Here is a 22,719-nt window from a genome sequence, read left to right as displayed (position 1 = left end):
AAAATGCTTAAGTCAGTGACATTCCACCCTACAGTTTAAAATAAATTATCCGTTACATCCGTTTATAATCCGTTGCCACCTTACCCGATTAATTTTTGCCAGCTTGCAGGTCCAATAATTCCATCAGCAAACAAACCATTTTGCCGTTGGAATTTTTTTACTGCTTCTTCGGTTCCCAGACCATATACTCCATCTATCTCAACACCCATACGGTGCTGTATATACCGAATTACAAGACCTCCAGCATGATTGGCTCTAATAATTCGCTTTGCTAAAATTTGATTAATAGCTGCCCAGCTTGTTTGACTTGCAACTCCAGTAACTAGTAGTCCAACGATACGCTGAAACTTTTCGAGTGCAAATTTTGTTTGAACATCGATAGTATTGTCTTCTATCAATACTTTTCCGTTTTGGTCAGTGATTTTGAGTCGGTTCAACGCACGCTGTAATCGTAAGACCGATGTATCAATATTGTCTTCTTCGTCAGGTAATGAGTTAACAGGTTGCGAAGGTAGTTGTCCGGTCAAACCTTTAACAATAGCATTGGCTATCGCTTCTGGATTATATAAAGCCATATCCTTTTTTGAGTCAAGAAAACAGCTTTCTATTAATATTCGAGCCATATTTGTGTTTCTCAACACAAATAAATGCGAACCATTTTTGACACCACGATTGAAAAAACCTATCTTAACTATTTCATCTAATACTGTTTTAGCAATTTTTCTACTTTGTTCCCCAACTGCATACACTTCTGTACCGTTTGCTTGTTGGTTAAAGGCATTAAAATGAATTGATACGAATGTTTCAACTTTTGCAGAATTGGCTCGATCACATCTTTGTGATAGTGATTCTCTGACTGTTCCTGCTCTTTGCGGTCTACACTCGATTACTTCATGTCCTAATGCTCTTAACTTAGATATTACCCGATTTCCTACATCTACAGTTAAATTATCCTCGAATTTAATACCACGGGCGCCTGTATCAGGGGCACAATTATGCCCAATATCGATTCCAAATTTCATGGGAAGCACCTCCACCAGGGATAATGTTACTTTCGTTAGTTACTTGAAAAATTAATGTATAATTTATTACTTAATGTTTGATTGCTAAAATCTAATATACATCAATTTTCCACTTAAATATAAGTACTTTATACGACATTTTACAGAGAACAGGCATGATAAAATATATAGCAAAATTATTGATTTTAGAAAGTAAAATCAAGTGGAATGCATAAGTAAAAAACACATAAATTATGTGCTAATTAAAGCAGTATTTAGTAATGTGATACGTACAGAAACTGGGTTTATAACAAAATACCTTTGAATAATCTTGAAAAATATGACATTGAAGAGGGAATTGAAACTTTAATCATAATGATTGGTGCAAATAATGCACTTGGCTCAATTTTAACTTTGAATGTTTCGTGGAGCGATGTTGGTTACGATGATATGGATGTCAACGATAAATATAGAGTTTGGCGCCGAACTTAATCCTACAGCTAAAATTGAATAGGAACTTACTAATACACAGACACCAATGTTCGGCAAATATCAACAAAGTCAACTACGTATCGAAGTCGAGGCGCCTTTTTCAGCCATAAGCAACAGTTTGCTGCGTCCTGCAAACCTGGCAAAATGGCTACCCTCCGGTAATTTTACAAACTCAATGCCAGATGAGTTGCGTCCAGGGTTGGAATTTACGCGCGTTCTTGGACCAATTTCCATTCACCACCGAGTCGAAGTCGTTAATTCTGACAGCTTACGTTTATTACTAAGTCAAGGAATTGATGGTTTTCACGAATGGTACTGGGGTGATGGTTGGGTACAATCACGTATAGAAGGAGTGACTGTTTTACCATTGTCATTAGGACAAACACTCTCCTTATTGAGCTTGCGGCAATTTCTAGCAAGTGAGAAAAAATCTAATTAGTTGTTAAAGTTTTAGGGTAGTATGTGTCTGTTACTCTTATTGTAAGCAATAATTAAATAGAAACTCTACCCAAAAAATGGGCAGACATTCAGCTCGATTATTCTTGAAGATTATCCTTATTTGTCCCAGGAAGATATCAAATTTGCTCTTATTTATGTAAAAGCGTATCCAAACGTTGGGCACCCGAAACAATTATGAAGTAGCGGTAATTTTTTAGAAGTCTGATACTAAAGCTTTCATTTTCAAATCGTATACTTGACTGACTGCCTTAACGATGTCGCGTTTATTGGTCTCTAGCTTGAGCTTATCGACAGCTTGGTTCAAAGTATCTCCACTGCGTATCAACTTCACTAGGCTTTTTTGCTCTGTTTGATTCAATATTTTACCGATTTCGCGGTTACGTCTTTGATTTATTGCTTGAATCATTTGACGCTGACGGGGAGTTAGGTCGAGTTCGATTAAATTTGCTGATTCTGTATTATTAACAACTACACTTGTATTGAATTGTGTTGGTAGTGCATTTGCTATCCCTGGCGCCACAAATACAGTGGCAAATACTAGCACTATCAGTAAAAGTTGCCGAGCTAAGTAATTCATTATACTTACGTTCCTCCCAGAAAACATCCACTAAGTATAATTTACCAGTGAATGGGAACTAGGAACATAAACACTATGATTTAACTATGATTTAACTCGGCGTAGGTTGCGGGTGGCGATTTAGAATAGCTTTTGTTTTGAATGCGCTTAATTCCATAATTGCCTGAATTGTGTCCCACTGCTCGTGGTTAATTTCTAATGTGCTGATAGCATCTTCGAGGTCATGACCGTGGCGAAGCAAATGTTCTAGTCGGCGCCGTTGTGATGGGTTAAGAACGGCAGTAATTTCACGGTTACGACGTTGACGTACTGCTTGTAACTCTTGGTGTTCCTGGGGAGTAAAGTTTTCTTGCTTCGATAGTTGGGGTAAGTCTAATTGACCTGGAGTTCCATTAGCAATATCCGGCGACATCAAAACAAAAATGATAATTAGTGCCAAAATAGACAGCAATTTTTTCAAGTTAACGACTATAGCCATAGTAGATTTGTTGATTAGAGGTTTGGAATAGGGGATTCCCCAACTAAGAATAGTCAGTTCGGTCGGTTTAATATGTTCTTTCTATGACTTACCAAGGATATTGATAATTAAAAAAAATATATGAGTCACATTAGAATTACAATCTTTTATATTTCCGGACTCAAGGTTATCATCAAAAAAACCAACGAAGGTAACGACTATGAGCGAGCAAGTTTTGGAAAAAGATGAAGTTAGCACTGTTGGACACGATGTACCTGACGTAAAAGCTGATACACCTATCGATTTAGAAGCCACATTTCGCGAATCCCATGTGCAAGAAATCTTAGACCGACTTGACCAAGAGCTAGTCGGGTTGCAAGCTGTCAAAAACAAAATCAAGGAAATGGCAGCTTTGTTGTTGGTTGACCGCGTTCGCAAAAGTCTAGGTTTAACCGCAGGCGCCCCAACTTTACATATGACGTTTTTGGGGAACCCGGGTATGGGTAAAACTACAGTCGCGATGCGGATGGCAGAAATTTTGCATCGTCTTGGCTATATTCGCAAGGAAAATGTCATGTTAGTGACGCGCGATGATTTAGTCGGACAGGGTATTGGACAAACTGGCCCGAAAACGCGCGAAGTTTTGAACAACGCAATGGGTGGGGTATTACTCATTGATGAAGCGTATACTTTATTTCGTCCAGATAATCCTGGTGACTTCGGTTTAGAAGCAATCGAAATTTTAATGCAGGTAATGGAAAATCAGCGCGATGATTTAGTTGTAATTCTCGCTGGTTATAAGCAGCAGATGGATCATTTCTTCCACAGCAATCCTGGGATGAATTCGCGTATCGGTTTGCACATCGAGTTTAATGATTATTCTGTTGATAACTTGATGATTATTGCCAATGCAATATTGCGAAATCAACATTACCACTTTAGCCCAGATGCTGAGAAAGCTTTTCGTGAATATTTAATTAGACGCAAAGCAATGCCGCATTTTGCCAACGCGCGCTCGGTGCGAAATGCTATAGATAGAGCGCGTTTGCGTCAAGCAAATCGTTTATTGAATATGCGCGATAGACAGGTAACAAGGGATGATTTGATGACTATCGAAGCTGCAGATATTTTAGCTAGTCGCGTGTTTAGAGACGGTGTGCCTGATTGTGAGACTGAAAGTTAGCAACGGTAACACTCCTGTAACGGATAGTTGATTTTTTAAAATTAATGATCCGTTACATCTGTTAATAATCCGTTGCTAACTTTTATTTTGTAACCGTAAGCATTCAACGGTGTAAAAAATAGCAGTTACTGTTAATAAAATCAGTGACAAATTTGGTAATTCCTTGATATAGTTACCTTTTGACCATAATAGTCCACCAGAAATCAAAAAGGCTAATATTAGTAAAATGTATTGTTGTTGAAATAACTGCGGACGCACAAGTGAGATTAAAGATAGTGCTATAGCTGTGATAATTAGTGTAGTAACTAGCATTTTATTTTAATTTTTGTCTTAATAATATAGAGTTACTTGCTGAAAATAGAGCTGCTCCTGAAAGTAAATATTCTACGGTTTGAATTTCTTGAGTTGTATATTTATCCTGAAACAGGAACAAAATACCGCACAAACAAAAAACTGCTGCGAATACTGCATCGTAATCGCGCGCTAGTCGTGAGTAAATAGAACGTAATAAAAATAAACCTACTCCGGCGCCAATTAATGCTACACCCAATAAGATAACTAGCGTATCAGCAGCATCTTTAAACAAAAATACTCCTACGGCGCCTGCAAATGGTATGTATCTAGCTGTTGATAAAGTTGGAATTAACCAATTTGGAGGTACTGACGTGCGTTGAATATCCTCCATATTAGTGCTGTTAGGGGTGGCAAAAGATACCTGTTGAACTGTTGCTCCTGGTAGTCTCGAATTTTCTGTACTTACTGGTTGTGTTGGCACCACTGGTATTGTTAACTGTTCAATATCTTGTAAAACTTCGTTTGCTGTTTGATAGCGCGTAGTGAAGTGATAACGCACCATTTTTTCTAATATTGCCTGTAGTCGTGGTGAAATACTAACTTTGTCTTGCCAAACTACCTCCCCTGTTTCGGGGTTTTCAATAAGTTGAGTTGGTAATAATCCTGTTAATGCTTGAATTGCTACTATACCTACTGCGTAAATATCACTATTTTGTCTTGGTCTGCCTTGCGATTGTTCGGCACTCATATAACCTGGTGTGCCAATTGCTACTGTTGCTGGCATTTGACTATCAACAGCCATTTGAGTGCGCATTTGTTTGACAGCGCCAAAGTCAATAAGTACTAACTTTGTATCAGCATCACGTTTAATTAAATTATCTGGTTTTATATCGCGATGAATAACTCCAAAGCTGTGTACAAAATCAAGTACCCGCAAAACATCTTGCAGCATTTGGACAACTTGACTTTCGCTCCAAGGTGTACCGGGACGTATGTAATGACCTAATGGGCGCCCAACGATTAACTCTTGCACTAAAAAAAACTGTTGGTCTTCTTCAAAGTATGCTAGGAGACGGGGTATTTGGTCGTGGTTGCCTAATTGCTCTAAAATTTCGGCTTCACTATTAAATAAACGCCGTGCTATTTGCAAATACTGCGTATCAGAACTAGCAGGTTTGAGCAGTTTGAGAACGCACTTTGGGTTGCCTGGGCGCCGAGTATCCTGGGCAATGTAAGTTTCGCCAAACCCTCCCGAACTCAGGATTTGCACGACTTGGTAACGTCCATCTAATAGCTTTCCTAGCATAGGATATTTCAAACAGTTTTTTTATGCCTATATGATGCCATATTTATAACAAGGGTAGTATAAACACACATTTAGTCAAAAGTTAGTACTTAGCACTCAGCACTCAGCACTCAGCACTCAGCACTCATAACTATTATTACTCCACAACTTCGTTCACTGGGAACCTGTCAATTAGTTGGACGGCACGACGCGCGTTACTATATAAAACTTCTGATAAAAATGGCACGTGGGGTATTTGCGAGAGCAAATCAAGCGTTCGCCGTAATATCCGCACTACATCACCTTCATCTAGCGTCGTGTTTTCACACAACTCTACCCATTCGACACCTAATGCCCATTGTTCAACTAAAGCAATTATGTTGATATAGCGATTTTCCAAACCAACTGGCAATGCGACACCATGACGGTATTGAACTTTTAACAGCGAGCGGCGTATATTTCGTAACCTCGACCACGCATCATCAATTTCTTGTGAAAGTCCATACCGCACAAAGCTATCGGGACGGGGGGTTTCTGTTACTAATGCTGCAACTGTTGCCGCTAAGAAGTGAGGGTCAAGGTTATCGAGTTCTCCGCTATGAAGCGCTAAACCTAACCATAATTCGTTTTCACCGCGAATTGCCGCTGCTATTTGCCCAAGCCGAGTTGGAACTAAATTATCAAGGCATTGGAAATGCTGCAAAATATCAATCAAATTGATAAACTCTTCCCAATGTCGCTGTGATTGTTGTTCTACAGCACTTTCCAACTCTTCAAGTTCGCTAGCTATTTCTGTTAAACGGTTTCTGCGTTTAAATATGGCAGATACATTACCCGACTGATGCAGAGGATGTGCTTCGATTTGAGCTTGAACTGCTGCAACACGGGCAAGCTGCTCTCGAACTTCTGGAGCTATGTGTAATTCGGGGTCTGGCTCTGGTATTTGGGAAGTTAGAACCACAGTACTGCCGTCTCCTCGCCACGTTTGTCCAGGTTTAATTGCTAATTCTGGGGGTGGTATTAAATCGGGTGGTATATCAATAGGTGGTAATTCACCATATAAATCTACTACATCTCCGATAGTTGCTACATACCAACGATTATCACGTCCGAGACAAACTAAATAAGGCGCCGAACCTGAACCTGGTGATTTGCTGACAATGGCGGCTGTAATTGGTGTTGAAACTGTGATATTTTTACCTTTCAAGCTGACCAAAGTTCCTGCCATTGCGAAGCCAAGCATCATGCTAATTTCTTCTTGCCTAGTTGCTACCGCTTGTTCTTGGAGTGTTTTTAGTAGTTGCTTTTCGACTTTTAACCGTGAGCGTAATTTTTCATAAACAGCGATTTCATGTTCCCCGACTGCATCAATTTGAGCTTGAGTTTCTTCAAGTTGGCGCCGTAATTCGTTGATATGTTCGTACTGTGGTCGGAGATGGAAGTTAGCTAGATATTGTCCAAAGCTGCGCTCGATAAGTTCCTTAGCTTGTTCGAGGGTATGGGTTTGTAACAAGTTTAAAACCATGCCATAGCTTGGAGTAAACTGACTAACTAAGGGGTCAGGTTGGGATGTTCCTAAATATGCTGCTTCCTTGGCACCTTCAAATGGCGTTTGTAATGTTACCACGTGACCCTCTTTATCCATACCTCGTCTTCCTGCACGTCCTGCCATTTGCAGAAACTCGGAGGCATTTAACAAGCGGTGCCCAGTATCGGTACGTTTCGAGAGACTGGAAATTACGGTTGTACGCGCGGGCATATTTATACCAGCGGCTAAGGTTTCGGTGGCGAAGACAACTTTGATTAAACCTTGCTGGAAGAGTTCTTCGACTAATACCTTCCATGCTGGGAGAATTCCAGCGTGGTGTGCAGCGATACCTCGGTAAAGCGGAGCAATTTGTCCAGAACGACCAGCGTCGGGGTTGCGACTTAAAAAATCATCAATTTGGACTCTTAGTTGGTATGCTTCATCAGGGTTAACAAGCCAAATGTCCCCAACTTCTGCAACAGCTTTATCACAACCGCGACGGCTGAAAATAAAGTATATTGCTGGTAACATATCGCGTTCTGAAAGTTTGCTTAGAGTAAAAGCAATACTTGGTGCCTCTGGTCTGCCATTTCTGCCCCCATCACCATCACTCCTACGCTTTTTCTTTTGTATTAACCGTGGATTTATTTTGTTTTCGCTCTCGTTGAGAAGGGGAAATAAACCTTTAGTATTGCCGAAGTGAAATTGTAGAGGAACGGGGCGGAAATCAGAGTAAATTAAGTCAGTTGGTCCGTGGACTTGGTTGAGCCAGTCGGTTAGTTGGTCGCTGTTTGCTACGGTTGCTGAAAGAGCTACCAATTGTACTTCTCTTGGACAATAGATTATCGATTCTTCCCAAACTGTACCGCGTTGACGGTCGTTCATGTAGTGACATTCGTCGAGTACTACTGCATCTACATCTGCTAACGAGATACCAACTTGTCCAATTGGAGTACCATATAGCATGTTGCGGAAAATTTCTGTGGTCATCACCAAGATAGGCGCCTCGCGGTTGATCGAAGCATCACCTGTTAATAGACCTACTTGGTCGGAACCAAACTTCTCCCGAAAATCGCGTAGTTTCTGATTTGATAACGCTTTCAGGGGTGTGGTATAAAATACTCGCTTACGTCGTGCTAGCGCGCGGTAAATAGCATATTCACCAATTAAGGTTTTGCCAGAACCTGTTGGCGCACAGACAACGACGGAACGTCCAGCGTTGAGAGAAGCGACGGCATCAAGCTGGAAAGTATCCAGTTCAAATGGAAATATGACTTTTGGGTCAACTTCTGAAGAAGGTACAGTATAATTCACAAATGGAAATAACAACCAGATTTATATATATAGTATTTCAACAAACGACCGTGTTTGGGTACACACACCAACTTAGCCGCAACACGTCAATCCTTCAACGGTGAATTTTTGTATTTTCTTTACAATACAGACTGTAATTATATCTAACTATTTCATTATTTGCTATTAAATCATGACAAGACGAAATAATTTTTAACGTATTCGCGGAATTCCCCACCCTCTACAGGATACTGTTGGCGAATCAGGGGTAACACCCATCATTTCATAAAAACAGACGTGTAGAGACTGTACATGTACGGTCTCTACATGCACGGAAATCACGTAAAATCGTGGAAATGAGGGGTCAGACCTACCATGAGCCAGCGGTATCCTCTACAGGGTGGGGATGGATAGTGCATAAAAACTAAGGGTTCGAGCATGAGCGTTTTTGTAATTTCTTTTCAAGTGAACGAATAAACTCTCTCATTACATCACTCTGCTGCCTCCCTACCTGGTCGCAATACTGTCGAAGTATTTCTTTTTCTTCCTGAACTACCCGAAAAGTTATATAAATATCTGGTTTTGCCATTGACATTGTACCTCTATAATTGGTACAATAATAGCATCTAAACCACGAAAACTGAAGATAGGGCGTTGTGCCGAGAAATACCTTTGGCACGTAAAATCTTCAAGGATTTGCGCCAACATTCGTATATGCGTACAGGGAGAAAGCTTTGAGACGGTAACTGTCTCGTCGAGAGTGCATTACGCTCATTACACCGATTCAAGTAACCCCAAGGCGGTATAAGCAGCAACTACCCAGAAATCGAAACTGTACAATGTTGGCGACGCAGTTCACGTAAAGGTACGACAGCAGGCTAGTCTTGTTGTACGACTATAGGACTCACTGAACCGGGTCAGTAAACTAGAAACCCCGCCATGCGGTGGGGTGGTTCATTCTTCTATCACGGTGCCCACACGATATTACCCATACGATATTACCCACACGATATACCCACACCATAGAATGGTGGGGCTATACGAACAAAGCCTGCCTACGCAGGCTAGGAATGCTTATTTTACGTGCTATTGATAAAATTGAATGTTTATTGTCAACGTAAATAGAGTATAAATACGTAAAAAAGAAAAGATTTAACTCTATTCTCTGTGTCCTCTGTGTCTCTGTGGTAAAAGAGAAATAAACCACGCTCGTCACAAAGAACAGACAAGGTAAGAAATAAAGTAAAATTTACATTTATACAAACGGATGGCGCGGCTTGTTTAGTCAATGAATCAATCACTTACTGGTAAGGAAGTTCGGCAGCTTTGTCGAAATGGGGAATTAACAACACCGACTCCAGGTTTGGCTAATGGATATACTCAGGCAAATTTAGTTATTTTACCTAAGTCAGTTGCCTTCGACTTTTTGTTATTTTGCCACCGTAACCCAAAACCATGTCCATTATTGGATGTTACCGAAGTTGGTGACTACGAAGCGCGATATGTGGCGCCAGCTTCTGATTTGCGAACAGATTTACCACGCTACCGAGTTTGGCGCCACGGTGAAATGGTTGAAGAAGTTACCGACGTTAAACACTTATGGCAAGATGATTTTGTTGGGTTTTTGATTGGCTGTTCGTTCACTTTTGAAGCAGCAATGTTAAATGCCAATATTCCTGTGCGTCACATCGAAGAAGGAAAGAATGTACCGATGTATAAAACAAACATCGCTTGTCAGTCAGCAGGGGTGTTTTCTGGTAACTTAGTCGTTTCAATGCGTCCTTTGTTACCTGCTGATGCTATTCGTGCCATACAAATTACCAGCCATTTTCCACTATCGCATGGGGCGCCCATACATTGGGGAGCAGCACGAGCAATAGGTATTAACGACATCGATAAACCTGATTTTGGTGATGCAGTTACAATACATCCAGAAGAGGCGCCTGTATTTTGGGCATGTGGAGTAACCCCTCAAGTTGCACTACTCCAAGCAAAACCTGAAATAGCTATTACCCATTCCCCTGGACACATGTTTATCACTGATATCAAAGAATAGTTATTTAGTACATGAGTTTTATTTTAAATTTGATAACCAATGGTTAACAAAAATCTCCATCTATCATTTTTGACAACCAGTGGTTGTCAAATTTTTGTTTTACGGATGTTGTCGTTGTAGACGTTACATGTAACGTCTCTACAATTTAATATTTTTACGTATAGCTAACTATGCCTACATACACACAACAAACTTTAGACAAAATTGCCGAATTACAAACTGTTATTTCACAAGATGTAGGTAGAGGTATTCAACCACTTGTTGAAGTAACCCAAGGACAACTTTTAGGCGCCGCAACTTCAATCACCGAACATCCATCACCGCATGTAGCAATCATTACAGGATTTTTCTTACCTTACACTCTTCCACCAGCAGCCGAAACCGACGGTTTGATAGGTAGTGTACAGTTAGCTGCTGGGTTGCAACGTTTAGGCATAACGATAAGAATTGTTACAGATTCGTTATGTTTTCCAGCGGTGAAAAGTGCCGCAATAGCTGCGGGTGTATCATCTAACGTTCAATTCGATATTATACCTGTAGTTACAACCACGTATCAGGAAGTGATAACTTTAGTGTTGCGTGTTTGGAAATGTTTATTAAATCCAGTTACGCATGTAATCTCAATAGAACGTCCAGGACCTAGTTATGATGGAATAATTCGGGATATGCGCGCGCAAGATATTACTGCTCACACGGCGCCGTTACATCTATTATTTGATATACCTGACGTTATTACAATTGGTATTGGTGATGGTGGTAACGAATTAGGAATGGGTAAGATACCTAGAGAAATAATTTCTCAAAGTATTCAATACGGTGAGAGAATTGGCTGCGTAACGGATTGCGATTATTTATTAGTTTGTGGTGTTTCTAATTGGGGTGCAGATGCTTTGTTATGCGCTTGCGCTTTATTAAAACCCGAATGGAAAAGTATTGTTAAAGAACAATTAAATCCCGAACTTGAATTTAATATTCTCAAAACAGTAGTCAATAATAATTTAGCAGCAGACGGAATTACAGGTCAAGCAACTTTAACAGTAGATAACTTACCGTGGGAATTTCATGCAGAAATCTTAGAAAAAATTCGCATTATTTTAGAGGTAGGGTGTGTGACTGCTTGACAAAACTACACTAATAACTAAAAAATACACTAGCAGTCACGCACATAGCCTAAAACTGTCTGAATATGTTTGGATTAAATCGTTGCATTGATGAATGTTATTTACTGTTGCGATTGGTATATTACGATATCGCAATCAACGCTACAAAAAATATGACTAAGTAGCAATATTTTCAAATTCTGCTAAATGCTTTGTGGCTTCTTGGCATAATATATCGTGATATTCACCGTTAGTTGCTAATAAACCACCCCATTTACTAATATCTTCTGTGTTATATAGCAATGTAGAATTATCGTATCGAGTATATTTCCCACCTGCTTCGGATAATATCAACTCCGGCGCCGCGATATCCCAGTCTTTAGGCGCCGACTTTCCAGAAAGCGAAATGTAAACATCTGCTTGTTGTTCAACGATAGAGGCAATTTTACAACCGATACTACCAACGTTTTTGTGGTTTTGACAAGGTAGTTTACTCAAGATGTAATCTAATGGTTTGCTACGATGCGAACGACTCACGAGAACAGTTAAATCTTCTATCTTTTTTTGCTTTGAGACTTGCTTTTGCTCAATGTTTCCATCGCGCGTTTCTACAAATGTACCATTACCTTTGATGGCATAATACATTTTATCTGCTTCAGGTACTGCAACTAATGCTAGTACAGGACGGTTGTCTTTAACCAAGCCGATATGAATTGCGTATTCTCCAGTTTTATCAATAAAGTCGCGCGTGCCGTCTAAGGGGTCAATTATCCATACTAGTTCATTATTTACTTGCTCACCAGTATAATTTTCCTCACTGATGTACCCAAAATCCTCCGAACCTAAAGAAGCTTGCAGGTTTTCAATTAAATAATTACTGACTGCAATATCCGCTGCTGTTACCGGGTCATCGACTTGATTATCTTTATATTTTATATCCAAATCTTGGCGCCTGTTTCCATGATAGTACTCGCGCAAAATTTCAGCGGCACTCCAAGTAATAGGACGGGCAATGTCTAAAATTTCCTGTAGATTTTTCATTTATTATATAGTTTCAGTATCTAACCAACGACGTGTGCCAAAAAATTGACACGAACGAGCAGCTACTTTTGCACTATAACTAAGAGCTTCCGCAAAACTATGCTGGAGAATATAGTAACAAAAGGCGCCGTGAAAAATATCTCCCGCTCCTAGAGTATCAGTTGGTTGAATCTTTGGCACATCTATAGTCAAAATTTCTTTTTTCCTTAAATAGTTTATAGGCTGTTCACCATGAGTAATGGCAATGTTAGGTATCCCCATCTGGCTTAGGTAAGTAAAAGTATCTTGTTCTGTGGGACAATTAGGGGGGTGAAAGTTTGCAGAGCAGATGGCGAAGTCAACGAAGGGTAAGATTTTCTCAAAACCGGGTTTCCAACTTCCACAGTCGATAACTACAGGGATATTTCTAGCTTTGGCTAGTTGGGCAATGCGGTAGCCGACTTCCATTTGATGTCCGTCGATCAGAATTATATCTATATATATGTCTTTGTTGGCGCCTATATGAGCGAGAATATCTGTTGCTGCTTCCAGACTAGCTTGAGTTTTTACGGCATTGATGGATATTACTGCTCTTTCACCCGTGGTTTGGGTGACAATAATTGATGAGACTGGGGGTGGGTTTTGAAACGATGCTTCCAAGTCAGTGATGGTGACTTGGTATTTTTCTAAGTCAGTACAAATTAACTGCGTCATCGGATGCGAACCAAGTATACCCAATAATTCAGCTTTACCACCAAGATGACTAAATGCTACTGCTGCATTTGTCGCTGGACCACCTGCTGCTACCGTATAATCTGAAGCTACAAGTTTTTGGTTGTTTTGGGGTGGTGATGGGGCAAGGTAAATTAAGTCTAGGGTGATTAAACCAACGAATAATCCACAATATTTATTATTGTTATTATTGCTCATATTTTTTATCTTGAATTATCTTGAATTCATGACATTAGGAACACTTTACGTCGTCGGTACACCAATTGGTAATCTTGAAGATATGACTTTCCGCGCGGTACAAACTTTACAAAATGTTGATTTGATCGCTGCGGAAGATACACGTCATACAGGCAAGCTACTCCAGCATTTTCAAATTAAAACTCCACAAGTTAGCTACCACGAGCATAACCGTAGTAGTCGCATTCCAGAGTTATTACAAAAGCTAATCAATGGTAGTACTATTGCATTAGTGAGTGATGCGGGAATGCCAGGTATTTCTGACCCTGGATATGAGTTAGTCAAAGCTTGTGTTGATTCTAATATTAAGGTAATTCCGATTCCAGGCGCCAGTGCAGTGATAACAGCATTGAGTGCGGGTGGTTTGCCGACTGATAAATTTGTATTTGAGGGATTTTTACCACCGAAAACTGTTAAACGGCGCCAGCGGTTGGAATTTTTGGCTAAAGAATCTCGAACTATCATTTTCTACGAATCACCGCATCGTTTGCGCGCGACTTTACAAGACTTTGCAGAAGTGATAGGGATGGAGCGTCAAATAGTTCTCGCGCGGGAGTTAACTAAGTATTATGAAGAATTTTGGCGAGGAACGGTCTCTGAAGCTTGTCAGCATTACCAAGAACGTACACCACAAGGAGAGTATACTATCCTGGTAGCGGGTGTAACAAATCAAACCCAACTTTCTGAAAGTCAAATTAAGACAGAACTAGAAAAAATGATTAGCCAAGGTATCGCGCGTTCTCAAGCTAGTCGGGAACTCGCAGTTTTAACCTCGCTTCCCCGTCGCTATATATACCAGTTAGCGCTCGATATTAAAGACTCTACCGAAGATTAAATTGACCAAAAATTTCTGGTCAAAACTTAAATATAAAGAAATAATTAAATGCTGCGTAATATTATTATTTTGATGCCAGTCTAATAATAACAATTTTATACAGGCTAGTGCTGGCCGTTTACATAGCTATCTAGCTGTATACCGTATGAATATGTTTCTGTGGGATATTCCTCCCCGAAGCGTCAGTTTTGAATCAAAAGCTTGACGTTAATTTTTGGGAAGGTATAGATTATCAACAGGTGCAAGCTATCCAAAACAAGTTACTTATCTAGAGTTTAAGAGTTGATGAGTGTTATTCAAGCTGTTTTCCAATATCTTGCATACAAATTTCCTTGGTGCGGAGTTTATCACTTCAAATTTGACCTCATACAAAAAAATGTTTATATACACTGTCAAAGTCCCGAATGTCGAGCAGCAATACTTAAAGATGCTGAACGATTAGCTGACTTAGATATTGGTATTGAAAGATTCGTGATTGTTTATGCTGGGTGTAGTGATATTACTATTCCACATACACCACGTAAAACAGCTTAGTAGGAAAGGGGGGGTCTTCCCCTTTTTTTATCTTTCGGTAAAATTATAAATCATCAAACGGATTAACCCCATCTATCGCGAGAGAGTTTTGAAATAGGGTGAAATATTAGTAGACTTGTCTCGTCGATCCGAAAACGAGAGAAACTAATGAGTGGCAATCTAGCATCAAGACTTTATCCAACCCGCATCGATATTCCAACAGATGCTCGTAAACAGATAGTAGTATTACTCAACCAGACTCTAGCAGCTACATCCGATTTAAAGAGTCAAACAAAGCAAGCACATTGGAACGTCAAAGGAAGTGACTTCTACCAGTTACATGAATTGTTCGATGAAATTGCTGGTGAACTTGAAGAATATGTTGATATGTTCGCAGAGCGCATTACCGCTTTAGGTGGTTATGCAATGGGAACTGTACGTATGGCAGCAGAAAATTCCATTTTGCCAGAGTATCCAACAGAAATCATAACAGGCATGGAGCATGTGACATCTCTTGCGGAACGTTTTGGACTCTACGCTAAACACCTGCGTGAAGCTATTGACACCACAGATGAACTAGGCGATGTTGACACATCTGACTTGTACACTGAAGTTTCCCGCACCATTGACAAGCGTTTATGGTTCCTCGAAGCACACCTGCAAGCTTCTAGTCCTAGCAGCAACGGGGCGCCTGCAACTGCTAAAAATCTAGATACTGTTGGTGTTAATTAGTTAGAAGTGCTGAGTACTGAGTGCTGAGTGCTGAGTGCTGAGTGCTGAGTGCTGAGTGCTGAGTGCTGAGTGCTGAGTTAAGAGTTAGGAGTTAGGATGTGCGGAGTGAAGAGTTAAAACAAAGGAAGTCATGACAAACAACTCATAACTTCTAACTCACAATTAATAACTTATAACTCATAACTTCTAAATAACAACTCAGCACTCAGCACTCATAACTCAGCACTCATAACTGAACTACATGAGCAAAAAAAAGTAAAATTATACTCAGGTTTATAATTTTTACATAGTAAGCTTTTTCCTAAAAACTATTTTATCGTCACCTTCCTTGTAGTACTCTCGAATTGTAGCTTCTTTTTCATAATTATTTTTCAGATAAAACTGTCTCGTCTTTTCAAAGTTTGGTAGTCCAGAAGTTTCAACTAGTAGTAACCTTTGACCAAGTTCTTTGAGATGATTTTCTACATATTTTAGTATTGATGAGCCTGTTCCCTTTCCTTGGTGGTTGGGTAGTACGCCTATAAAATATAGATTATACACATTTTGTCCGAAAGATTCAGGAGCGTAGTATGCTGCACTTGTAATACCATTATCATCACTAATTATCCAGTAATGACCCTCTCCTAAAGTTCCATCAAAGTAGTCATCCACTAAATTAGACATAAACTTTAATTCATCGTTATTAAATAAATTTAGAGCAGCAAATACGTTTGTCATTGCATCTCTGTCGTTTAATGTGGCGGGTCTAATCATGGTAACTGTACTTTTGACTTCCTTTTAACTATAAGTGAGGTTGAGCGTTTAGTGTAGTGTATAGTTCATTTCCGAATGCTTGAATTATCTACCTGCAACAGCATCATGTAATAGTAATAAGCCGTATTCGGTTCTATCGTACATAGCGTGCTAAATTTTAATTAAAATCTATAAATATGCTTGATTTACAAGGCTTACAGACGCTTTTAGTTTTAATTTTGGACAAGAATACCGTTCTGAAGGTAATAATAGCTGTAAGATAAGCCCAGCAAAGGGTTTTAACCTTGTTTTCCCCTAATTTAGCACGCTAAGTACGCAAGAGCCGCGTCACTATGCATAAAACTTATGTATTATTTGGTAACAAGTAAATCATACTCTCTCAAAGCAGCTACTCTATATATACTAGAAGTTTTCCTCTGGTTATTTGTGAACCATGCATTTCTACTTGTATCATCATCGACCCTTGAGTTTCGCCTTCATACTCAATTGCATAACTTTTGAAATAGTATCTTTTTGGTAAGTACGTTACTTTTAAGTGCGTACTTTTCTTTTTTTGTCAAGTTATTTAATATATAAATATACAAAACAGATTCGTGAAAAACAAATAAGTGGCTCGAAATTTTTACCACAGAGACACGTAGAGACCGAATTAATTCGGTCTGTACAGAAAAGAAATAATTTTAGTTTTAATTTATTAGGAGAGGCTATGTCTCAAACAGTAACTCATTTAATTCATGATAGAAGCGCGCGTGGGACTACACAAATAGGTTGGCTAGATAGTCGTCACACGTTTTCTTTCGGTAATTTCTATGACCCAACGCGGATGGGTTTCCGCTCTTTACGAGTGATTAATGATGACCGTGTGGCGCCTGGTGCAGGTTTTGCAACTCATGGTCACAAGGACATGGAAATTCTAACTTATGTGTTAGAAGGAGCGCTAGAACATAAAGATAGTTTGGGTACTGGTTCGGTTATTCTTCCAGGTGAAGCGCAAATTATGAGTGCGGGAACTGGAATTAGGCACAGCGAGTACAACCATTCTAAGACTGAGCCAGTTCACCTTTTACAAATTTGGATTTTGCCTAACCAGCAAAATTTAGAACCTAGATATGAACAAAAAGCATTTCCCATTGAAGAGCGTACTGGGAAGCTACGTTTGATAGGTGCCAAAGATGGACGTGATGGTGCGGTTAAAATTTACCAGGATGTGGATTTATATGTATCGGTTTTAAATTCCGGTAATACAGTAAATTATCAAGTTCAACCACATCGCTACGCTTGGTTACAAGTCGCCAAAGGTGTAGTGAACTTAAATGGTGAAGAACTACGCGCGGGTGATGGTGTACAAATTAATGGCGCCGAACAACTGGAAATTAGTACTACTGTAGGTGGAGAAATTTTGTTGTTCGATTTAGGCTAAAGTAGGGTGGGGCATAGCCTCACTTACTTACAGGTTGTTTCTATCAAATATTATGTCTCAACTAGCAGGAAAAGTAGCAATCGTCACAGGTGCCTCGCGAGGAATAGGTAAAGCCATAGCTTTGAAACTAGCTGGCAACGGCGCCTCGGTTATTGTTAACTATGCAGGCAATGCACAAAAAGCACAAGAAACTGTTGAAGAAATCACAAAATTAGGTGTCGCAGCACATTCAATTCAAGCCGATGTTAGTAAAATTTCGGAAATCAAAAAACTTTTTGACCAAACTATCGAGCAGTTTGGTAAAGTAGATATTCTTGTCAATAATGCAGGCATAACTATATATAAGCCGATAACAGAAGTCACTGAAGAAGACTTCGACAAAATATTTGATATCAACGTTAAGGGTACATACTTTGCTTGTCAACAAGCGGCGCTTCGTATGGCAGATTCTGGACGTATAATAAACTTCTCTTCATCTACAACCGCGATGATGTTGCCTACTTATAGTGCATATGTTGCAACTAAAGGCGCCGTTGAACAAATGACGCGCGTGTTAGCAAAGGAATTAGGAAGTAAAGGTATTACTGTAAATGTTGTATCTCCTGGTCCGACTGATACAGAATTATTTCGTGAAGGTAAAAGCGAAGAAACAATCAACCGCTTTGCCCAAATGGCTGCACTTGGGCGCCTCGGTCAAGTACAAGATATTGCGGATGTTGTAGCATTTCTTGCCAGCGATGACGCGCGCTGGATAACCGGACAAAATATTCGCACCAACGGCGGAATAGCTTAGAAAAGATAAAATAAAGCTATTTGCGATAATTAGAACATACAAAAGTATATGTTTGCCGTTATAACACCAGAAAAAATCCATTTACCCCCAGGTACTGTAATCCGTCTTCCTGGTAGTTGGCATGAGTATGAAAAATTATGCCAATTGCTGGGAGATAGACCTTCGCCACGTATCAAATATCGACCAGGGGAAATATTATTGATGTCACCGTTGCCAAAACATGGACGCGATGTCCATATTATCTCAATGGTTGTAATTGCTTTATTAGATAACTTAGAGCAAAATTACGAAGCATTCACACCAATTACGATGGAAATAGTTGAAGTCAGTGGGGTAGAGCCAGACTATTGCTTTTATATAGATAATTGGGCTGCTGTAGCAGGTAAAGATAGGATTAATTGGGGTGTAGACCCCTCACCTGACGCGCGCTATTGAAATAGATGTCACTAGCTATACAGATATTAATGACTACTTGCCTTACCAAGTTCCTGAAGTTTGGTTATTCAAAAGAAACCAACTATTTATTTACCATTTAGAACGTAAAGAATATACTCTCAAGCAAAATAGCAAATACTTTCCAAACATAAATGTAATAGATATTGTTCAAGAAACTTTGCAAAAAGCGCGCGTTAATAATGCTAGTACAGCCATTAGAAATTTAAGAAAAAAGTTAACATTAAAAAATAGATGCACCCTAAATAATTAAATTGGAGGTTCTAAAAAAGTCATTTGATTGTGATTGCTATATTTAATTGCAATAAATACAGCTTTCACTGGTAGATACTTAGACTGATAACTAGGATAAGTAGATTGCAATCCCTGATAATTAGAGAGTTTGATTCTGTTTACCTAGTTGGATTCACTTACGTGAATTTCTCAACCATGTTTAGATAATAATCTCAGAAAAATTAAAAAGGTGTAAATAAACAGCTATTTTGTATAAACTTATGTTGTTTTTACGGATATTTATGAGTATTTTGTCAGTCATTTTTTAGTTTCTAATGCATCATTTTTAACTAATCATCAACGCCGTGTATGACGGATTTTGGTTTGGCACAATCAATTTTCAGTAAATACCGTCAATAGCAAAGATGACAGATTTTATTGTGTCATATTCGTCTACCAAATATTACTTAAATATGAGAATAAATATCAAGTTAATGTTAGAAACTCTTTGAAAGGGGGTTCATGGTAAAGGGTGAAGGGGTAAAAAACTCTTGTGGAGCGGGCATCCCTGCCCGCCTTTGTACAAGAAATGAGCAAGCTAGCGCTGTGTAAGAAATGAGCAGCCACGGGCAAGGATGCCCGTTCTATTTGATAATAATTATTATTCTCAATATTCTTGCAAATGCAAAAAAAACAGAGGCATTTATTAAATGTCTCTGACGTTTCCTATGCAATTAAACCATCCTCAAACACCGTTTTTAGACGGGTTCAAGCTTTTGAATTCTGTTTTCTAACCCTGCTGCCATCAGCCCAATCATCTCTAGTATGGCTGTTCTGTCACCTGTTTTACACCGCTCGAACAATGACCGAACATCTACCAGTCCGGCATTGGCTGCTGAGACCTCAAGGGTGTTTGCTTTCGCGCGACTGTTATTATTGGCACAAGCAGAGTATAGAATTAGCCCAGCCATCGTATATACGTCCATCATTGGCTCATCACTACCATGATGATTCGATACGCTGGGAAAATTGGAATTAGGATGGATGAATTCGCTAAAAGTTAGTTGTGTCATACATGAACGTCGATTTAATACCATGAAGTTTTTACATAATCCAGTTTTGCTAAACCTGATACAGGCTCTTGTTGTAACCGGAACATTGTAAGAAAGTTTTTTCTGGATACGATTTGGTAGTAAGCGAGTATAGCATTCCGTTTACTGCACTCTGGTTGATACGAGTTTGTCTAAATAAGGGAAGATGCCGCGCTTAATTTACAACTATAGATAGATATTGAAGACAAAATAAGTTAGGTACTTAAGTTGACAGGTATTGCGTAAGTAAGTGACACGATATATACTAGATACATCAGAGAAAAACCTCGGATTCCTTGTTATCGGTCTGTTCGCTAGTCTTCAACACGGAGGAGCTAGCACTTCGGGGTGTCCTACCATTCTTTTCCTTCAGTCACTTATTACTCTACACTTTTATACTAGCTCTTGTCATTTTTTAATGTCAATATGTCATTTAAAAATTTTGGCACAAAATGTCTTGATTTTTAGCTGTCATGAGAGAAAATAGAAACAAGCGTTGGATAAAACACTAGGGAGGACAGTCGAAACCATGACTGACAGAAGACGTTCTGACGAATACAAACAAGTCAGCGGTTATGTACCAAGTTCATTAGCACGGACTTTCAAGAGCATTTGCGCGCGTGAGGGGTTATCTCAAAGCGACGTGCTGGAGGAGATTCTATACGAGTGGGTGGCTTCTAAGGGCGTATTGCAGGACTCTATTGAGTCACCCCCAAGAACAGTAGCGGACTTGGCGCGTGTGAACATGCCAAAGCTGAAGCGCTGTGGTATCAAAAATTTGCAAGCGATAGCAAAAGGGGAAGTGCTACCAACACCAGGAGACTTCGCCATCATTACGTCTGCCTTAGCTCTAACAGAGGAAGAAAGAAAAATGATTTGGCAAGAAACCTATAAAGTTTCCGTGGATCACGGTTCAAGTGGTGTAAAACTATATAAATATACTGGAGGTATAAAAGAAGGTGAGTGCGAGTATTCTTAAGATTCTGAATTTACCTGGTTGGGACTACAAAATCTCTTACGAAGGGGTTTCTATTGTCGCTCCTACAAAGCGAGATGCTACTCACCTCGCTCAAAGCTACGGAGAAGCTTTGAGCGAAACTGCAGCAAAGTTTAATGGTAAGGTTCGTATCGGATGGAGACGGTGTAAGCAACCGATTGAGTTTTACTCTTGGATGTCCTCTGGGAGTGTGCCAACACCATCCGAAACAGCCGAACGCATTTTACGCACTGAAGGCGCCGTTTTTTGTAGCCAATTGGAAATGCCAGTTGGACTACTGAGACGGATGATTGTAGCTGCTGAATGCGAACGACCCATTAGCATTGTAAGGCAGGATACTCGTAAGCAGATTATCGTCAACCAGCCGATGGCTGATATGTTACAAACACCTCCAGAGATGGCTACTCAGAGAGTCATGACTCGCTTTTGGCTACCAGAGGATTTGGAGGAGCTGGAAAAACGATTGCAACAAGATAGACAATTTACCTGGACTTATTCGGCTGGGTTAAACGAGCAAGCTTGGGCAATTTTAACAACTCAGTTTGAGGCTTTTGAAGCTGAGGGGGTTTGGTATAGACAGGGAACCTGCTTGTCTACTCCTCAGCTCGTGCCTATTCCGTCAGGTGCCTTTGTCGCTTAAGGTTACAAAGGTCATTGTTTGATATCAAAGTTATTTAAATTTTGAAAATTAAAATTATTACTATCTGGGTTAAATCTACGGTTATATAGTAGATACCCGGTTTGTTAACAAACCGGGTATCTACCATGAAAGAACAAATAATTCACTTACCAGCTTTTTCGACCATTTTCTTCAGTTTGAAGTACGCTTGTTTTCGTGTTAGTGGTTCTGAGTCATTTTCATACTCCCAAACTTCTTTGTTAGTATATTTTCTACAAGTTGTACTGAAACTTTTCGAGTATATCTACTAAATTAACCTGGCACTGGAGTGGCAGTAAGTCGCTCAAAGGTAGTTCACGTCTACCACCACCAATCTTTACGGGGATTGATTGTAGAACTTGAGTAACTCGGTCTTCGCTTACAGACTTTGATGTCAACAAAGGATACATTTTCTCGGCAACAACTGTATGTAATTTTGCGTTCGATAAATACAGATGCCACTTAGAAATATCAATGTATATATTTTCACCAATTTCAGCAGCTAGGGCTTCGAGGAGTTCTGTAGTATTTGTGTTAGCCATAAAAA

General features: G+C 39.6%; 25 protein-coding genes. 13 read left to right on the top strand and 12 right to left on the bottom strand.

The genetic code is table 11. The features are described from left to right. Positions 1-80 precede the first annotated feature (80 nt). Complete coding sequence (locus AC2JBO_RS08815; RefSeq protein WP_496953262.1) at positions 81-1,022, bottom strand: N-acetylmuramoyl-L-alanine amidase; 942 nt, start codon at positions 1,020-1,022, stop codon at positions 81-83. 300 nt (positions 1,023-1,322) lie between these two features. Between AC2JBO_RS08815 and AC2JBO_RS08810 the strand changes: the two genes are divergently transcribed. Both AC2JBO_RS08810 and AC2JBO_RS08805 read left to right on the top strand, forming a co-directional pair. Then, entirely contained in the window at positions 1,323-1,493 is a 171-nt protein-coding gene (locus AC2JBO_RS08810; protein WP_496953261.1) for a hypothetical protein, read from the top strand. Between the two features lie 46 nt (positions 1,494-1,539). Then, a complete protein-coding gene (locus tag AC2JBO_RS08805; protein WP_496953260.1) occupies positions 1,540-1,932 on the top strand; it encodes a hypothetical protein in 393 nt (130 codons plus the stop codon). 213 nt (positions 1,933-2,145) lie between these two features. On the opposite strand, the gene AC2JBO_RS08800 is transcribed toward AC2JBO_RS08805, so the two are convergent. Next, entirely contained in the window at positions 2,146-2,529 is a 384-nt protein-coding gene (locus AC2JBO_RS08800) for a hypothetical protein (RefSeq protein WP_496953259.1), read from the bottom strand. Between the two features lie 91 nt (positions 2,530-2,620). Next, positions 2,621-3,007 carry a hypothetical protein gene (locus AC2JBO_RS08795; RefSeq protein WP_496953258.1) on the bottom strand — a complete coding sequence of 129 codons (387 nt, stop codon included), beginning with the start codon at positions 3,005-3,007 and terminating at the stop codon, positions 2,621-2,623. Between the two features lie 199 nt (positions 3,008-3,206). Here AC2JBO_RS08795 and AC2JBO_RS08790 point away from each other — a divergent pair, with 199 nt between their 5' ends. Continuing rightward, positions 3,207-4,169, top strand: a complete 963-nt coding sequence (locus AC2JBO_RS08790) for an AAA family ATPase (RefSeq protein WP_496953257.1) — start codon at positions 3,207-3,209, stop codon at positions 4,167-4,169. A gap of 75 nt (positions 4,170-4,244) precedes the next feature. Here the strand turns inward: AC2JBO_RS08790 and AC2JBO_RS08785 are convergent, their stop codons facing one another. From AC2JBO_RS08785 to AC2JBO_RS08770, 4 genes are all read right to left on the bottom strand, one after another. Then, on the bottom strand, positions 4,245-4,481 hold the full coding sequence (locus AC2JBO_RS08785) for a hypothetical protein (RefSeq protein WP_496953256.1): 237 nt from the start codon (positions 4,479-4,481) through the stop codon (positions 4,245-4,247). A 1-nt stretch (position 4,482) separates the two neighbouring features. Then, on the bottom strand, positions 4,483-5,769 hold the full coding sequence (locus AC2JBO_RS08780; protein ID WP_496953255.1) for a protein kinase domain-containing protein: 1,287 nt from the start codon (positions 5,767-5,769) through the stop codon (positions 4,483-4,485). A 136-nt stretch (positions 5,770-5,905) separates the two neighbouring features. Continuing rightward, on the bottom strand, positions 5,906-8,590 hold the full coding sequence (locus tag AC2JBO_RS08775; protein ID WP_496953254.1) for a DEAD/DEAH box helicase: 2,685 nt from the start codon (positions 8,588-8,590) through the stop codon (positions 5,906-5,908). Between the two features lie 403 nt (positions 8,591-8,993). Next, complete coding sequence (locus AC2JBO_RS08770; RefSeq protein WP_496953253.1) at positions 8,994-9,158, bottom strand: CopG family transcriptional regulator; 165 nt, start codon at positions 9,156-9,158, stop codon at positions 8,994-8,996. Between the two features lie 699 nt (positions 9,159-9,857). Between AC2JBO_RS08770 and AC2JBO_RS08765 the strand changes: the two genes are divergently transcribed. Next, entirely contained in the window at positions 9,858-10,625 is a 768-nt protein-coding gene (locus AC2JBO_RS08765) for a putative hydro-lyase (protein WP_496953252.1), read from the top strand. A 170-nt stretch (positions 10,626-10,795) separates the two neighbouring features. Beyond that, on the top strand, positions 10,796-11,746 hold the full coding sequence (locus AC2JBO_RS08760) for a DUF4392 domain-containing protein (protein ID WP_496953251.1): 951 nt from the start codon (positions 10,796-10,798) through the stop codon (positions 11,744-11,746). A 156-nt stretch (positions 11,747-11,902) separates the two neighbouring features. On the opposite strand, the gene AC2JBO_RS08755 is transcribed toward AC2JBO_RS08760, so the two are convergent. Together AC2JBO_RS08755 and AC2JBO_RS08750 are read right to left on the bottom strand one after the other, a co-directional pair. Beyond that, positions 11,903-12,766 (bottom strand): 3'(2'),5'-bisphosphate nucleotidase CysQ family protein, encoded by an 864-nt coding sequence (locus tag AC2JBO_RS08755; protein WP_496953250.1) that lies wholly within the window; start codon positions 12,764-12,766, stop codon positions 11,903-11,905. 3 nt (positions 12,767-12,769) lie between these two features. Next, positions 12,770-13,675, bottom strand: a complete 906-nt coding sequence (locus AC2JBO_RS08750; protein ID WP_496953249.1) for a sugar kinase — start codon at positions 13,673-13,675, stop codon at positions 12,770-12,772. A gap of 28 nt (positions 13,676-13,703) precedes the next feature. Here AC2JBO_RS08750 and rsmI point away from each other — a divergent pair, with 28 nt between their 5' ends. The 3 genes from rsmI (at position 13,704) to dps (ending at position 15,794) form a co-directional block, all read left to right on the top strand. Further along, positions 13,704-14,549 (top strand): 16S rRNA (cytidine(1402)-2'-O)-methyltransferase, encoded by an 846-nt coding sequence (gene rsmI / locus AC2JBO_RS08745; RefSeq protein ID WP_496953248.1) that lies wholly within the window; start codon positions 13,704-13,706, stop codon positions 14,547-14,549. 285 nt (positions 14,550-14,834) lie between these two features. Continuing rightward, on the top strand, positions 14,835-15,083 hold the full coding sequence (locus AC2JBO_RS08740) for a hypothetical protein (RefSeq protein ID WP_496953247.1): 249 nt from the start codon (positions 14,835-14,837) through the stop codon (positions 15,081-15,083). 147 nt (positions 15,084-15,230) lie between these two features. Continuing rightward, complete coding sequence (gene dps, locus AC2JBO_RS08735) at positions 15,231-15,794, top strand: DNA starvation/stationary phase protection protein Dps (RefSeq protein WP_496953246.1); 564 nt, start codon at positions 15,231-15,233, stop codon at positions 15,792-15,794. 282 nt (positions 15,795-16,076) lie between these two features. On the opposite strand, the gene AC2JBO_RS08730 is transcribed toward dps, so the two are convergent. Continuing rightward, on the bottom strand, positions 16,077-16,547 hold the full coding sequence (locus tag AC2JBO_RS08730; RefSeq protein WP_496953245.1) for a GNAT family N-acetyltransferase: 471 nt from the start codon (positions 16,545-16,547) through the stop codon (positions 16,077-16,079). A 706-nt stretch (positions 16,548-17,253) separates the two neighbouring features. On the opposite strand from AC2JBO_RS08730, the gene AC2JBO_RS08725 reads away from it, so the two are divergent. Genes AC2JBO_RS08725 through AC2JBO_RS08715 form a run of 3 tightly spaced genes read left to right on the top strand, consistent with a single transcriptional unit; the run spans position 17,254 to position 19,195 of the window. Next, on the top strand, positions 17,254-17,967 hold the full coding sequence (locus AC2JBO_RS08725) for a pirin family protein (protein ID WP_496953244.1): 714 nt from the start codon (positions 17,254-17,256) through the stop codon (positions 17,965-17,967). Positions 17,968-18,019: 52 nt separating this feature from the next. Beyond that, complete coding sequence (locus tag AC2JBO_RS08720; RefSeq protein WP_496953243.1) at positions 18,020-18,760, top strand: SDR family oxidoreductase; 741 nt, start codon at positions 18,020-18,022, stop codon at positions 18,758-18,760. Positions 18,761-18,808: 48 nt separating this feature from the next. Further along, positions 18,809-19,195 (top strand): Uma2 family endonuclease, encoded by a 387-nt coding sequence (locus AC2JBO_RS08715; protein WP_496953242.1) that lies wholly within the window; start codon positions 18,809-18,811, stop codon positions 19,193-19,195. Between the two features lie 989 nt (positions 19,196-20,184). Here AC2JBO_RS08715 and AC2JBO_RS08710 read toward each other — a convergent pair. Continuing rightward, positions 20,185-20,499, bottom strand: a complete 315-nt coding sequence (locus AC2JBO_RS08710) for a hypothetical protein (RefSeq protein ID WP_496953241.1) — start codon at positions 20,497-20,499, stop codon at positions 20,185-20,187. A 547-nt stretch (positions 20,500-21,046) separates the two neighbouring features. On the opposite strand from AC2JBO_RS08710, the gene AC2JBO_RS08705 reads away from it, so the two are divergent. Continuing rightward, entirely contained in the window at positions 21,047-21,496 is a 450-nt protein-coding gene (locus AC2JBO_RS08705; protein WP_496953240.1) for a RepB family protein, read from the top strand. After that, complete coding sequence (locus AC2JBO_RS08700; protein ID WP_496953239.1) at positions 21,477-22,154, top strand: PAS domain-containing protein; 678 nt, start codon at positions 21,477-21,479, stop codon at positions 22,152-22,154. The genes AC2JBO_RS08705 and AC2JBO_RS08700 overlap by 20 nt, the downstream gene beginning before the upstream one ends. 251 nt (positions 22,155-22,405) lie before the next feature. Here the strand turns inward: AC2JBO_RS08700 and AC2JBO_RS08695 are convergent, their stop codons facing one another. Next, a complete protein-coding gene (locus AC2JBO_RS08695; RefSeq protein WP_496953238.1) occupies positions 22,406-22,714 on the bottom strand; it encodes a DUF3181 family protein in 309 nt (102 codons plus the stop codon). Between the last annotated feature and the right edge of the window lie 5 nt (positions 22,715-22,719).

This window comes from Calothrix sp. CBUCES-K 9914 (genome assembly GCF_059640475.1).
The sequence above is the reverse complement of the archived record's forward strand: the minus strand, read 5'-3'. Positions and strand labels throughout refer to the sequence as shown.

What these genes read in the sequence shown, in the direction of transcription:
- AC2JBO_RS08705 (WP_496953240.1), top strand. Translation starts at nt 21,047, where the DNA reads ATGACTGACAGAAGACGTTCTGACGAATACAAACAAGTCAGCGGTTAT.
- AC2JBO_RS08760 (WP_496953251.1), top strand. Translation starts at nt 10,796, where the DNA reads ATGCCTACATACACACAACAAACTTTAGACAAAATTGCCGAATTACAA.
- AC2JBO_RS08750 (WP_496953249.1), bottom strand. Translation starts at nt 13,675, where the DNA reads ATGAGCAATAATAACAATAATAAATATTGTGGATTATTCGTTGGTTTA.
- AC2JBO_RS08770 (WP_496953253.1), bottom strand. Translation starts at nt 9,158, where the DNA reads ATGGCAAAACCAGATATTTATATAACTTTTCGGGTAGTTCAGGAAGAA.
- AC2JBO_RS08715 (WP_496953242.1), top strand. Translation starts at nt 18,809, where the DNA reads ATGTTTGCCGTTATAACACCAGAAAAAATCCATTTACCCCCAGGTACT.
- AC2JBO_RS08785 (WP_496953256.1), bottom strand. Translation starts at nt 4,481, where the DNA reads ATGCTAGTTACTACACTAATTATCACAGCTATAGCACTATCTTTAATC.
- AC2JBO_RS08765 (WP_496953252.1), top strand. Translation starts at nt 9,858, where the DNA reads ATGAATCAATCACTTACTGGTAAGGAAGTTCGGCAGCTTTGTCGAAAT.
- AC2JBO_RS08740 (WP_496953247.1), top strand. Translation starts at nt 14,835, where the DNA reads ATGAGTGTTATTCAAGCTGTTTTCCAATATCTTGCATACAAATTTCCT.
- AC2JBO_RS08720 (WP_496953243.1), top strand. Translation starts at nt 18,020, where the DNA reads ATGTCTCAACTAGCAGGAAAAGTAGCAATCGTCACAGGTGCCTCGCGA.
- AC2JBO_RS08805 (WP_496953260.1), top strand. Translation starts at nt 1,540, where the DNA reads ATGTTCGGCAAATATCAACAAAGTCAACTACGTATCGAAGTCGAGGCG.
- AC2JBO_RS08755 (WP_496953250.1), bottom strand. Translation starts at nt 12,766, where the DNA reads ATGAAAAATCTACAGGAAATTTTAGACATTGCCCGTCCTATTACTTGG.
- AC2JBO_RS08695 (WP_496953238.1), bottom strand. Translation starts at nt 22,714, where the DNA reads ATGGCTAACACAAATACTACAGAACTCCTCGAAGCCCTAGCTGCTGAA.
- AC2JBO_RS08790 (WP_496953257.1), top strand. Translation starts at nt 3,207, where the DNA reads ATGAGCGAGCAAGTTTTGGAAAAAGATGAAGTTAGCACTGTTGGACAC.
- AC2JBO_RS08710 (WP_496953241.1), bottom strand. Translation starts at nt 20,499, where the DNA reads ATGACACAACTAACTTTTAGCGAATTCATCCATCCTAATTCCAATTTT.
- AC2JBO_RS08780 (WP_496953255.1), bottom strand. Translation starts at nt 5,769, where the DNA reads ATGCTAGGAAAGCTATTAGATGGACGTTACCAAGTCGTGCAAATCCTG.
- AC2JBO_RS08725 (WP_496953244.1), top strand. Translation starts at nt 17,254, where the DNA reads ATGTCTCAAACAGTAACTCATTTAATTCATGATAGAAGCGCGCGTGGG.
- AC2JBO_RS08795 (WP_496953258.1), bottom strand. Translation starts at nt 3,007, where the DNA reads ATGGCTATAGTCGTTAACTTGAAAAAATTGCTGTCTATTTTGGCACTA.
- AC2JBO_RS08815 (WP_496953262.1), bottom strand. Translation starts at nt 1,022, where the DNA reads ATGAAATTTGGAATCGATATTGGGCATAATTGTGCCCCTGATACAGGC.
- dps (WP_496953246.1), top strand. Translation starts at nt 15,231, where the DNA reads ATGAGTGGCAATCTAGCATCAAGACTTTATCCAACCCGCATCGATATT.
- rsmI (WP_496953248.1), top strand. Translation starts at nt 13,704, where the DNA reads ATGACATTAGGAACACTTTACGTCGTCGGTACACCAATTGGTAATCTT.
- AC2JBO_RS08800 (WP_496953259.1), bottom strand. Translation starts at nt 2,529, where the DNA reads ATGAATTACTTAGCTCGGCAACTTTTACTGATAGTGCTAGTATTTGCC.
- AC2JBO_RS08730 (WP_496953245.1), bottom strand. Translation starts at nt 16,547, where the DNA reads ATGATTAGACCCGCCACATTAAACGACAGAGATGCAATGACAAACGTA.